Origin of the sequence: Methylobacterium gregans, assembly GCF_022179245.1 — a bacterium.
Taxonomy (GTDB): Bacteria; Pseudomonadota; Alphaproteobacteria; order Rhizobiales; family Beijerinckiaceae; genus Methylobacterium; species Methylobacterium gregans.
Genome location: NZ_BPQM01000026.1, coordinates 35,140 through 46,778 on the forward strand (window position 1 = coordinate 35,140; position 11,639 = coordinate 46,778).

Here is an 11,639-nt window from a genome sequence, read left to right on the forward strand (position 1 = left end):
GATGACCAATCCCCTGCTGGCCCGCTTCGCCGGCGAGGCCGCCCTCGTCGAACCGGGGCGGCGCGATCGCTTCGAGGCCTGCCTCGACGCCGTCATGGCGCTCGATCACGGCCCGGAGATGCTGCGTGAGGCGGCCGCGGCCGAGGACGGCTTCTGGCCGGAACCCGGCTCGTGGAAGGCGGCCTACCGGCCCTACGTCGTCGCCGACGGCATCCTGCAGGTCCCGGTGAAGGGCGTGCTGCTGCACGACTTCTCCTTCGCGGTGAGCAGCTTCGTCACCGGCTACACCTACATCCAGCGCGCCTTCGAGCGCGGGCTGGCCGACCCCAACGTCAAGGGCATCGCGCTCATCTGCGACAGCCCGGGCGGCGAGGTCGCGGGCAACTTCGACCTGGTCGACCGGCTGCACAAGGCGCGCGGGACCAAGCCGATCTGGGCGTTCGCGCACGAGGGCGCCTACTCGGCCGCCTACTCGATCGCCTCGGCGGCCGACCGGATCTGGGTTTCGCGCACCGGCGGCGTCGGCTCGATCGGCGTCGTCACCTCGCACATGGACGCCTCGGGCGCCCTCGAGCGCGCGGGGCTCAAGATCACCTTCATCTTCGCCGGCGAGCACAAGGTCGACGGCAACTCGACCCAGCCGCTCCCCGACGCGGTGAAGGAACGGATGCAGGCCCGCATCGACGGGCTCTACGACGTGTTCGTGTCCACCGTGGCACGCAACCGCGGCATGAAGGAGAAGGCGGTCCGGGAGACCAAGGCCCTCTGCTTCTCGGCCGACGAGGCGATCGCCGCCGGCCTCGCCGACGCGGTCGGCGCGCTCGACGACGCTGTGGCCGCCTTCGCGGCCGACCTCTCCACCCCACCCGAACAGGATGAGAACATGATCACTGCGGAGGCCCACGAGGCCGCCGTCGCCGCCGCGCGCGCCGACGGGGAGAAGGCGGGCCGTGAGGCCGGCCGCGCCGAGGGCGCGACCGCCGAGCGCACCCGCACCAAGGCGATCCTCGGCTCGGAGGAGGCGAAGGACCGCGGGGCGCTCGCCGAGCACTTCGCCTTCGACACCGGCATGTCGGCCGAGGACGCCGTCGCGGCGCTCGCCAAGGCGCCGAAGGCCGCGGCCGAGGGCCAGCGCAACGACTTCCTCGCTGCCATGCGCGACGAGAAGAACCCCGACCTCGGGACCGGGGGCGCCCATGGCGAGCACCAGGGTCCGAGCCTCACCGACCGCATGCGCGCGCGCCACGGCGTGACGGCTGCCTGAGGAGTATCCGCCGATGCCCAGCACCTCCCTTCTCGCCACCGAGCCGAAGCGCCTCTCGGACCTCCTGCGCTACCACGTGCCGGCCTACAGCCTCGACCAAGGCTCGCTGGCCGCCAGCGCCGCGGCGCTGGAGTTCGGCACCCCGCTCGCCCTGGCGGCCGACGCCTCCGGTGCCTTCGTGCCGTGGGTGCCCGGCGCTAGCGACTCGACGGGCACCGTCGTCGCGCTCTCCGGCAGCCAGTCCGCCGTGAAGGCCGCGGCGCAGCCGATCCTGGTGATCGCGCGCCACGCCACCGTCGTCGCCAGCGCCATCGAGTGGCCCGCCGGCGCCAACCCCACCCAGAAGACTGCCGCCCTGGCCGCGCTCGCGACCCGCGGCCTCATCGCGCGCCAGGGAGCCTGATCGCCCATGTCCACGATCCTCGACATCTTCCGCAGCCCGCACTTCTCGGCGCGCGCGCTGACGGATGCGGTCAACATCGTCCCGAACCTGTACGGTCGGCTGGGCGAGCTGAACGTCTTCCCGGTCCGGCCCGTGCCGACCACCTACGTGACGATCGAGTTCAAGAACGGCGTCCTCAACCTGCTGCCCACCCGCGAGCGCGGCTCGGCCGGCACGCAGGGCGTGCGCGGGCGCCGCAACAAGCGGGTCTTCGACATCCCGCACATCCCGCACGACGACGCGCTGCTGGCCAAGGACCTGCAGAACCGCATCGCCTTCGGCAGCAACGATGTCCTGACCCCGATGCAGGACGCCATGACCGAGAAGCTCTCGGACATGACCTCGAAGCACTTCATCACGCTGGAGCACCTCCGCATCAGCGCGCTGAAGGGCCAGATCGTCGATGCCGACGGCACGGTGATCTACGACCTCTTCGACGAGTTCGGCGTCAGCCAGAAGATCGTCGATTTCGGCCTCGACGACGTCAACACCGACGTCGGCACCAAGGCCGCCGAGGTCACCGGCTACATGGAGGACAACCTCCTCGGCGAGACGATGACGGGCGCCCGCGCCCTGTGCGCCCCGGACTTCTTCGCCGACTTCATCAAGCATCCGAGCGTGAAGGACGCCTACAAGTTCTACACCTCGCAGCAGGAGCCGATGCGCAACGACGTGCGCAAGGGCTTCCGCTTCAAGAACATCGTCTGGGAGGAGTACCGCGGCTCGGCGACCTACCTCGCCGGCGACGGCTCGACGTCCACCCGGAAGTTCATCGCGCCCGGCAGCGCGCAGTTCTACCCGGAGGGCACCCAGCAGACCTTCACCACCTACATCGCCCCGCCGGACTCGGTGGACGAGGTGAACCAGGCCCCGAAGCCCGGTCAGCTCATCTACGCGAAGCAGGAGCGGATGCGGTTCGACAAGGGCATCGAGGTGCACACCGAGTCGAACCCGCTGCCGCTCTGCAAGCGGCCGGCGCTCCTGGTGAAGGGTGTGGCCTGAGGCATGGCCCGCATCCGCATGCTCTCCGACTTCACCTACCCGACCGACCGGTCGGGTAGCGTGACCCGCACCCTGCCGGCCGGCGGGGTGTTCGACGAGGATCTGGTGGTCGCCGAGGCGGCCATCGGCGGGGGATACGCCGAGCCCTTCGAGGACGAGGTCGCCGACGCGCTCTTGGAGGCGGCGTTCGCAGCGGCGTCGGCGGTCTCCGAGGACGGGGACGATCGCCAGGACGACGTCGGCTCGGACGACGGCAGCGAGGCTGACGCGCCGGCCGAGGACGCCGCCGCCGAGAAACCGGCCGAGAAGCCGGCCGCGCCCGCGGAGACCGGCGGCAAGCGCCAGTCGCGCGCCCAGGCCTGACCCATGGCCTCGCCGTTCGACGCCGCGATGGCGGCAGCCGATGCCGTCCTCACCGGCCTGTTCGGCGAGCAGGTGCGGGTCCTGGCCCGGGTCGAGAGTGAGAAGCGCGGCTTCCTCCCCGACCCGACGCGGGGCGAAAAGGATGGGGTCTGGGGCGCGTTCTCGCTCCGGGCCGGCACCGATCGCCTCGGCGGAACCCGCCAGGGCACCGAGCTGCAGGGCATGTCCACGATGGCGGTCGCGCCGGCGCAGATCTGGTTCTCCGCCGAGGAGCTCGCCGCGATCGGCTTCGTGCCCCGCCAGGGCGACCTGATCACGCTGACGGACCGGCCGGGCGAGCCCGCCTACGCGATCGCCAAGCGCGGTCCCTCCGACCTCGACGACGCGACCTTCCCCCTCACGCGCGAGCGGTAGGCCCATGAGCCTCGTGAACTTCGCGATCCGCACCTGCCTCCAGCAGGCGCTGATCGGGCGGACGCACGCCGAGAAGCGCGTCTTCGACAGCAAGGTCACGCCGATCGACGAGCTCGCCGAGGCGGACCCGAAGCCGCTCATCGTGATCTCGACCGACGATGACCAGACGCTGGGGACGAGCTTCGACCTCAACGCGGACGGCCGCGAGCTCGACGTGGTGATCGAGATGGTGCTCGCCGGCGCCGTCGACGTCACGCTGAAGGACCAGGACGGCAACGACGTCCCGGGCTTCGAGCTCCAGATCCCGCACACCGATGCGGGCATGGAGATCACGCTCGACTTCATGCAGCGGCGCGTGATGCGCGCGCTGGCCGAGCCCGGCTCCGAGTGGGCCGAGCTCTGCCGGCGCCTCATCGGCACGCCGAAGAAGATGCTGAAGCGCCGCGGCTCCTCCACCGAGAAGGGTGTGAAGTTCGCCGCCCGGCAGATCGTCATCACCTGCGAGCCGGACGTGAACGAGCCGGCCTACGGGACGGCCCCGAACAAGTTCTGGACCCGCTTCATCGCGGCGATGCGGGGCGACGAGGAGCTGGCCCCCTACGCCGACGCCCTCGAGGCCGAGATCACCGGGGCGGAGCTGCCGTCCTGGCGCGTGCTGCAGGGCATGCTCGGCTGGGGCGACGTTGAGGTGCGCAACCTCGGACCGGCCCCGGTCGATCCGACCGAGACCGGAGAGCCGCCCGTGCTCACCGAGGCGACGCTGGAGGTCGACGTCCTGGACCTCGACATGTCGGGCGCGCCGTTCTCCTCGGACGTCCGCACGATCGCGGCCGGGCCGCGCGCGCCCTTCGAGGTGCCGGCATGAGCCGCGATTACGAGGCCCGCATCGCGCGCCTCGAGCACCGGCTGGCCAACCTCAACCCGGTCGGGCGCGTGATCGAGCGCGACCACGAGAAGGGCATCCGGGTCAATCTCGGCACGGACGACAAGCCCTTCCCCTCGCCCTGGATCCAGCCGGGCGACCGCACCGGGGCCACGCGCTACCTGCCCGAGGTCGGCGAGCAGGTCATGGTCCTGAGCCATGGCGGCGACTGGAGCCAGGCCACGCTCCTGCCGCTCACGCATTCGAACGCGAAGCCGAACCCCGCCGAGGACAAGGACGAGACGGTCCACCACAACCGGGACGGCGAGCGGAAGTCGGTCAGACGCGGCCACGCGCGCCACCAAGCGAAGAACAAGATCAGCCAGGGGGCCGGCGACGGCGGCAAGAAGGGCGAGGGATCGGGAAAGTCCGGCGCGAACCTCTCCCACGAGATCAACCGCCAGCTCCAGGGCATCCGCGCGAACCTCACGCAGCTCGAGAACAACGTCGCCGGCGTCTTCGAGGCCGCCTCGAAGATGCGGGAGATCGCGGAGGGCCGGATCCCCGAGCTGAAGGCGATCAAGGCCATCCTCGACGGCAAGCCGGAGAGCCTGGAGAAGGCGGCCAAGATGGCGCTCGGGAACCTCGAGGGCTACGTCGCCAAGTCCATGCAGCAGATGCTGGGCAAGCTCACCAACGGCTTCATGAACAACGTCCTGGGCATGGTCCAGGGCTTTGTGCAGGCGCAGATCGGCGGGATCCTCGGGCAGATCGCGGACCTCGCCGACCTGCACGGCATCGCCGACGCGATCGCCGATCCGCTCGGCGCGGCCGAAGGCCTGATCGCGGATGCCGCGTCGGGCGCCGCCCACAACCTGCTCGGCAGCCATCTCGGCACGATCGAGGCGGCGTTCGCCGGCACGCCCGGCGAGGCGGCCTTCGCGGCCCTGCGGGGCGAGCTCGGCGGGATCCTGAACGGCGCGCTCGACGTCGCAGCCAATCTCGGCGGGATGCTCGATGCCCAGCAGAACCTCGTGAAGGGCATGTCCAAGAGCCTGCGGCTCGGCGGGTACGAGGGCGAGGATTGATCCATGGCAAAGCTGATGTCGGCCCTGCAGGTCGCCCTGCGGGATGAACTGCGCGACCTGTCGGGCGTGCAGCGCGTCTGCCCGGTGAGCACCGGCCTCGCGGCTGCGGCGGCGCTCGCCTATCCCGCCGGCACCGAGGCGGGCTTCCTCGCCGAGTCGATCGAGATCCACGCGGCGATCGAGAGCGTGCTGCCGGTCACCGCCACCGCGGTGGAGCGCGCGATCGCGCTCGGCGCCGCGATGGTGCTGGCGCTGGAGATGCGGCCGCGGCCGATCTCCGGCACCTGAGGAGCAGCCATGTCCGTCGGCATCGACCGCAACACCGGCCGGGTGCTGCGGGGCTTCGCGCATGTCAAGCAGAGCCTCGGCGTACTGTTCTCGACAGGCATCGGCTCGCGGATCCTGCTCCGCCTGTTCGGCTCTGCGATCCCCTCGCTCCTCGGCAAGAACATCGTGCCGTCGACCTTCCTGAAGTTCGCCACCGCGATCCACGTCGCGGTCGAACTCTGGGAGCCGCGCTTCCGGCTGATCCAGGTCACCTTCCCGCGCGACACCAGCGCCGACGGGTCCACGCCGGCCACCAACTCGCCCGAGCGCATTCGGGCGGGCCGGATCGGGGTCGCGCTGCACGGCCAGTACCGGCCGCGCGGGCACCTCGGCGATCCGACGCCGGAGGGCAGCAGCCAGACCATCCTCTTCTAGGGCGGCAGCGACCGCCGGAGCCGCGCGATGACGGTCAGCCTCACCGACCTGCAGGCGCTGCCGGCGCCGACCCTGCTCCAGCCCGTCGACAGCGCGGCGGCCAAGCGCACCCGCATCGCGCGGGTGGTGGCGCTGATGCGAGCGGCCGGCATCGATTACGACGTCGGCGGGACCGAGGACGGCTCCACCGTCATCGAGGCCGACACGGTCCCGGTTGTCGAGGAGGCCGGCGCCTTCCGCGACGTGCTCCAGGCGCAGACCATCAACGAGGTCGCGCTGCAGCTGCTCGTGGCCTTCGCCAAGGGCGCGAACCTCGACCAGCTCGGCGCCCGGGTCTCGACCCCGCGTAAAGCTCTCGTCGCGAGCCCGCGACCCTTCTCGACCAACCCGGAGGACTGGGAGGCCGACGACGATTACCGGCCCCGTGTCGCCAATGCGCTCGAGCGGCCGAGCACCGCCGGATCCAAGGCCGGCTACCGCGAGCACGCCAAGCGGATTGCCGGCGTCAAGGACGCCGCCGTGGTGCGGCCGGGCCCGCCCCGGGTGCTGATCTACGTGCTCGGGACCAACGGCGCGCCGTCTGTCGAGGTTCTGGCGGCGGTCCGGGACCTGCTCTCGGCCGAGGATGTCCGGCCGCAGAACGACGATCCGGAGATCTACGCCGCCGGCGTCATCACCGTCGACGTCGCCGGGACCTACACCCTCTACCCGGGCGCGACCGCGGCGACCTGCAAGGCCCTCGGGGACGAGCGGATCGCCGCCTACATCGATGGGCACTTCGCACTCGGCCACGACATCACGCTCGACGGGGTCAAGGCGGCCGCGATCGTTCCGGGCGTGAAGGGCTTCGCGGTCACCCTCAACGGGCAGGCCGCGGATCTCGTCCTGAACGGCACCCAGGCGCCTCAGCGCGGAAGCATCGTCACCGACATCGCGGACACCCGCGATGCCTGAGATCGACCACCTGCTCCCGCCGAACGCGACGCCCCTGGAGCAGGCCCTCTCGATCGTCGACGGCGAGCGGCTCGCGCTGTTCCCGCCGCAGGTCCTGCTGCGGCTGCTCGACCCGCTGACCTGCCCGGCCGCCTTCCTGCCGGCGCTCGCCTTCGAGCTGTCCGTCGAGGAGGAGTGGGATCTCGCCGTCACCGAGGCGCAGCAGCGCGCGCTGCTGGCCAACGCCTACGCCCTGAACGCCAAGAAGGGGACACCCTTCGCGATCAAGCGCGGGCTCGCCGTCATCGGCTATCCCGGTGCCACGCTGGTCGAGGGCAAGCCCGAGGTCCTGCACGACGGCATCATCCGGCGGCGCAACGGGCGCTTCCGCTACAATTCGCCGGCGCGCTGGGCGCTGTTCGACGTCGAGGTCCCGCTCGCCGACGGTCAGTCGCTCGACGCCTCGGACCGCGCCCGGGTGCTGCGCGGGATCGAGACCTGGCAGCGCGCCGCCTGCTACCTCGACGTCCTCCGGGCCGTGGTCCGGCAGGTCGTGGTGCGGGACGCCCCGGCCGCGATCGTGCCGGTGGCGCGCGTCGCCCTCGAGATCCCGGTGCGGCGGGATACGCCCCGCGACGGGCGCTATCGCCGCGGAGCGCTGAAGGCCTACCGCTACGACGGCCTCGACCGTCACGACGGCAGCGTGCCCCGCGACGGGGCCCGGCTCGTCGCGCCGACGATCCGGTTCGGCGTGCAGCAGATCGACCTCTCCTTAAGGGTCGGCGTGACGATCGCGGCCTCGCGTGGGCCGACGCTCCGGTTCGACGGGGCGGCGCTGCGCGACGGCAGCCTGCGGCGCGGCCACGACGGCGCAATCATCCGGCTCGGACCGGAGCCGGTCGTGATCGAGCAGCCGGCCGACGTCATCACACGGCCGCCCGCGCTCCGCTTCGACGGCGTGATCCAGCGCGACGGCAGCTACGGGCGCGCCTTCAACGGGGCGCTGGTGCGCTTCGACGCCACCGGCACCTTCTCCTCCGGCTTCGACGAAGGCTTCGCATGACGCCCTCCCTGCCCGACCTGCTCGCGCAGGTGGCGGAGACCCTGCCCGACAACACGATCGGCAAGGTGCGCCCGGCCCATATCCGCGCCCTGTTCCAGGCCTTCGCGGCGCTGATCGGCTCGATCACGCCGGACGATATCGGCGCCCTCGACCGGGACGCGGATATCGGCCCGATCCTCGGCGTAGGGCAGCCGAACGGCGTCGCCTCGCTCGATGCGGGGTCCAAGGTGCCGCTCGCGCAGATCCCGGTGCTCGACGCCGCGCAGATCGGCACCGGCGTGATCGACCCGGCCCGCCTGCCCGTCGTCGCCAGCGGCGTGCAAGTGCTCTCCGCCGGCGACCTCACGGCCCTGACATCCGGCCAGAAATCGGCCGTGACGAAGGGTGCGGTGGTCACGACAACGGACGGGTATCGATACCTCTACACGGGGGCCGGGGATAAGACGCAGGCCGGCAGCTACATCGTGCTCGCGGACATCACGCCCGAGTGGCTGGTGATCGCGAACAAGCCCACGAGCTTCCCGCCCTCCGCTCACCAGCACACCGCGTCCGACCTGTCCGACGTGCCGGCCGACGCCCGCGCGCTCATCACCGCCGCGAGCTACGCGGCGATGCGGGCGCTGCTTCAGATCAGCACCGCTGACGTCGCAGGCTTGGCCGATGATCTGGCCGACCGCGAGTTCTACGGCCCCTTCCTCGGAGCGCGCTGATGGCGAAGGTTCTCGACGTCGACAACATCGACACAACGCTCGGCACGGCGCTCGCAGTCGTGATCCCGGCGCCGGGTGCGAACGAGCGGAAGCGGGTCGCCTTCACGATCTGCAACACCGGATCGGTCGATGCCTCATTCGATCTTACCCGATACGACAGCACGACGGACCGCTATGTCGGAAAGACTGTCGTGGTCTCGCCCGGCAAGCCCTTCGTGGTCGATCAGATCTACCTGAAGACGGGCCGGAGCCTGAAGTTCCGCGCCTCGGCCGTCAACACGCTCGACCTCACGGCGGACGTCATCACCCAGACCACGAGTTGATCGATGCGCGGCAGGCCCTTCGGCACGATCGCGAGCCCGGTACAGCGGCTCGGCTTTCCCGCCGCCGGAGCGGTCGGCGCGGCACTCGGCTCCATCCTCTACGCAGCAGCTTCACCCGGTGTGGGCTACGCGCCCTGCAACGGCGCCCCCGTCGAGGTGCAGGCGACCGATTTCCCCCTGCTGGTGCGCCCCGGCTTCCTTCCTGTTGCTGGCACGCCCGCAACGGGCACGGGCCAGTCGGGGGCAGCGTCCCGCGGCGTGTCGATCGCCTACGGGGCGGGCGTCTACGTGGCGGTGGGAGCCGGCGGCTTCATCTACACCACGACGGACCTCATCAACGGTCCCTGGACCAAGCGCACCTCGCCCACGACGGCCGACCTCGGCGACGTGTGCTTCGGCAACGGCGTGTTCACGGCGGTGGGGACCGGCGGCGTCACGGTCTGGTCGGCGACTGGAACCGGCGGCTGGACGCTCGGGTCCGGCCTGACTGCGACGGTCACCGACCCGAATACGGGCCAGCCGGTCGCGATCGGCTGGAACAAGCTCGCCTTCGGCAACAACGTGTTCGTGGCGATCGCCTCTGTCGGCGCCTCCTACGCTTGGTCGGCGGACGGCAAGGCCTGGACGACGGTCCAAGCCAACCTGCGGTTCAGCGGGGCCCCGGAGACGCACGACGTCTGCTTTGGGGCCGGCTATTTCGTGATGACGCGGACCGCGTCGAACTCCAACAACGTCTATGCCGTGACGAGTGCGGACGGCGCGGCCTGGACGCAGCGGGCCTCACTCGGCTCGACCCTGACGCAGCCCGTTGTCCCGATCGCTTTCGGCAATGGGACCTTCATCGTCGGCCAATCGAACAACGCGCCAAGCTACATCTACTGGCACACCAACCCGCTCGCTGCTAACTGGAACTTCTACAACGTAGGCAGTTACGGCGTCATCAGCGCCGTATTCTGCTTCAATACGCAGTTCCTATTCCTGGCAGGCAACGCCAACAAGCTGCTCTCGACCTACGATCTGAGCGCCGATCCGAGCGCCGGACTGAGCGCGCAGGATTGGGACGCCACGGCGCGGGCCGCGGGGCAGGTGGTCAACGGCCAGCTCCTGTTCCACCCGAAGACGAGCGCGGCCGCCGGCCTCGTGGTTGGCTCGGCCAACGCCCGGATGTTCGCTCCGCCGGTCCTGCCCGCCCTCAAGGCGAAGGACGGGACCACGTCTCTCACCGCCTACATGAGGATTGCGGCCTGATGGACGTCCTGTACCGCCGCAACGGCGGCGCTCCTGCGCCGCTGCCCTTCGACGCCTTCGACGCTCGCAACGATCACTGGACGAACCTCGCGGAGAATGCCGAGGGCCGTGCCGCCTGCGGCTTCGTGGAGGCACCGCCCCTACCGGCTTTCGACCCGGGCGCCGAGGCGGTCCGCTGGGACGAGGCCGGAGAGGTCTGGGTGGTCGAAGCGCTGCCGCCGCCGCCCGCGCCGCCCCTGGCGTCGCTCGGCGACGTCGAGGCCGAGCGGGACCGGCGGATCGCGCTCGGCGTGCCCTACCTCGGGCACCTGTTCCAGACCCGGCCGCAGGACTTCGACAACCTGCGGGACATGGCCTCGACGGCGATCGCCGCGATCATGGCCGGTGCGCAACCTGATGATCTACGCTGGGCCGATCCGAGCGTGGACTTCACCTGGATCGACGCGGCCAACGTTCTGGTCCCGATGGACGCGCCGACGGCCCTCAGGCTGCATGCCACGGCCGCCGCCATGCGCGGCAAGCTGTTCCTCGTGGCCCGCGCCATCAAGAACGCGCTGCTCGGCGGTGCCCCGATCCCGGACGTGGCCGACGACGCGCTCTGGGCGCCGCCCTCGGCCGCCTGACACCGCCCATCCCGTTGCGAGAGACCATGCCGAGCCAGCGCCACCAGCCGCGGGGCCTCGGTTTGCGCGACCTCTACCGCCGCTACGACCTGCCCCGAACCCGCCTCGCAGACTGCCGGCCCCTGACGGTCGAGCAGGTCGCCCGTGTCGCCGCCGCCCTCGAGGCCGGCGCCCGGGCGACCGGCACGTTCGGGTACCCCCTCGCCGCGCCGCCCCAGCCTCCAACCGATCGGGACGATCGATGCTCTACCCCGCCTATTACGACGCCCTGCGTCGGCTCGCCGGTGATGGCGACCTTACGAAACGTATCACGCAGGCTGTGGTGGGCTCGTCGGCGCTGAGCCCCAACGCCCCGGTCGCAGCCTTCACCGATGCGGTGTTCACGCCGATCACGGCGGTGCAGCACGACCCCGCCAACCCGCGCCGGACCGTCTTCCGCTTCCTCATCCCGCAAGATCGGGCCGTCGGCCTCGTCATCCGCGAGATCGGGCTCGCCTGCGCCGACGGAACGATCGTGTTCCGCCGGGTGCGACAGCCCATCGAAAAGACCGCCGACATGGAGTTCGGCGACCGCTTCCAGATCGACGTCTGAGGATCTCCCC

16 protein-coding genes are annotated in these 11,639 nt (G+C 70.8%); all 16 read left to right on the top strand.

Annotation, left to right across the window (positions count from 1 at the left end):
• Position 1: 1 nt before the first annotated feature.
• The gene (locus MFF54_RS06120) at positions 2–1,264 is read left to right on the top strand and encodes a S49 family peptidase (RefSeq protein ID WP_238301737.1); all 1,263 of its coding nucleotides are present in this window, start codon (positions 2–4) and stop codon (positions 1,262–1,264) included.
• A gap of 13 nt (positions 1,265–1,277) precedes the next feature.
• The gene (locus tag MFF54_RS06125; protein WP_238301738.1) at positions 1,278–1,667 is read left to right on the top strand and encodes a head decoration protein; all 390 of its coding nucleotides are present in this window, start codon (positions 1,278–1,280) and stop codon (positions 1,665–1,667) included.
• Positions 1,668–1,673: 6 nt separating this feature from the next.
• Positions 1,674–2,708, top strand: coding sequence for a major capsid protein (locus MFF54_RS06130; protein WP_238301739.1), 1,035 nt, complete (start codon positions 1,674–1,676; stop codon positions 2,706–2,708).
• A gap of 3 nt (positions 2,709–2,711) precedes the next feature.
• Positions 2,712–3,071, top strand: a complete 360-nt coding sequence (locus MFF54_RS06135; RefSeq protein WP_238301740.1) for a hypothetical protein — start codon at positions 2,712–2,714, stop codon at positions 3,069–3,071.
• A gap of 3 nt (positions 3,072–3,074) precedes the next feature.
• Positions 3,075–3,485 (top strand): hypothetical protein, encoded by a 411-nt coding sequence (locus MFF54_RS06140; RefSeq protein WP_238301741.1) that lies wholly within the window; start codon positions 3,075–3,077, stop codon positions 3,483–3,485.
• 4 nt (positions 3,486–3,489) lie between these two features.
• A complete protein-coding gene (locus tag MFF54_RS06145) occupies positions 3,490–4,350 on the top strand; it encodes a hypothetical protein (RefSeq protein WP_238301742.1) in 861 nt (286 codons plus the stop codon).
• Positions 4,347–5,435: a phage baseplate assembly protein V gene (locus MFF54_RS06150; protein ID WP_238301743.1), complete on the top strand. Its 1,089-nt coding sequence runs from the start codon at positions 4,347–4,349 to the stop codon at positions 5,433–5,435. The genes MFF54_RS06145 and MFF54_RS06150 overlap by 4 nt, the downstream gene beginning before the upstream one ends.
• Positions 5,436–5,438: 3 nt before the next feature.
• A complete protein-coding gene (locus MFF54_RS06155; protein WP_238301744.1) occupies positions 5,439–5,723 on the top strand; it encodes a hypothetical protein in 285 nt (94 codons plus the stop codon).
• A gap of 9 nt (positions 5,724–5,732) precedes the next feature.
• The gene (locus MFF54_RS06160; RefSeq protein ID WP_238301745.1) at positions 5,733–6,137 is read left to right on the top strand and encodes a GPW/gp25 family protein; all 405 of its coding nucleotides are present in this window, start codon (positions 5,733–5,735) and stop codon (positions 6,135–6,137) included.
• A gap of 27 nt (positions 6,138–6,164) precedes the next feature.
• Complete coding sequence (locus tag MFF54_RS06165; protein ID WP_238301746.1) at positions 6,165–7,091, top strand: baseplate assembly protein; 927 nt, start codon at positions 6,165–6,167, stop codon at positions 7,089–7,091.
• A complete protein-coding gene (locus MFF54_RS06170; RefSeq protein WP_238301747.1) occupies positions 7,084–8,133 on the top strand; it encodes a phage tail protein I in 1,050 nt (349 codons plus the stop codon). The genes MFF54_RS06165 and MFF54_RS06170 overlap by 8 nt, the downstream gene beginning before the upstream one ends.
• Positions 8,130–8,843 (top strand): hypothetical protein, encoded by a 714-nt coding sequence (locus tag MFF54_RS06175; RefSeq protein ID WP_238301748.1) that lies wholly within the window; start codon positions 8,130–8,132, stop codon positions 8,841–8,843. The genes MFF54_RS06170 and MFF54_RS06175 overlap by 4 nt, the downstream gene beginning before the upstream one ends.
• A complete protein-coding gene (locus MFF54_RS06180) occupies positions 8,843–9,166 on the top strand; it encodes a hypothetical protein (RefSeq protein WP_238301749.1) in 324 nt (107 codons plus the stop codon). The genes MFF54_RS06175 and MFF54_RS06180 overlap by 1 nt, the downstream gene beginning before the upstream one ends.
• A gap of 3 nt (positions 9,167–9,169) precedes the next feature.
• Positions 9,170–10,414 carry a hypothetical protein gene (locus MFF54_RS06185; RefSeq protein ID WP_238301750.1) on the top strand — a complete coding sequence of 415 codons (1,245 nt, stop codon included), beginning with the start codon at positions 9,170–9,172 and terminating at the stop codon, positions 10,412–10,414.
• The gene (locus MFF54_RS06190) at positions 10,414–11,037 is read left to right on the top strand and encodes a DUF4376 domain-containing protein (protein ID WP_238301751.1); all 624 of its coding nucleotides are present in this window, start codon (positions 10,414–10,416) and stop codon (positions 11,035–11,037) included. Before MFF54_RS06185 ends, MFF54_RS06190 begins: the two co-directional genes overlap by 1 nt.
• Positions 11,038–11,278: 241 nt before the next feature.
• Positions 11,279–11,629, top strand: coding sequence for a phage tail protein (locus MFF54_RS06195; protein WP_238301752.1), 351 nt, complete (start codon positions 11,279–11,281; stop codon positions 11,627–11,629).
• Positions 11,630–11,639: the final 10 nt, after the last annotated feature.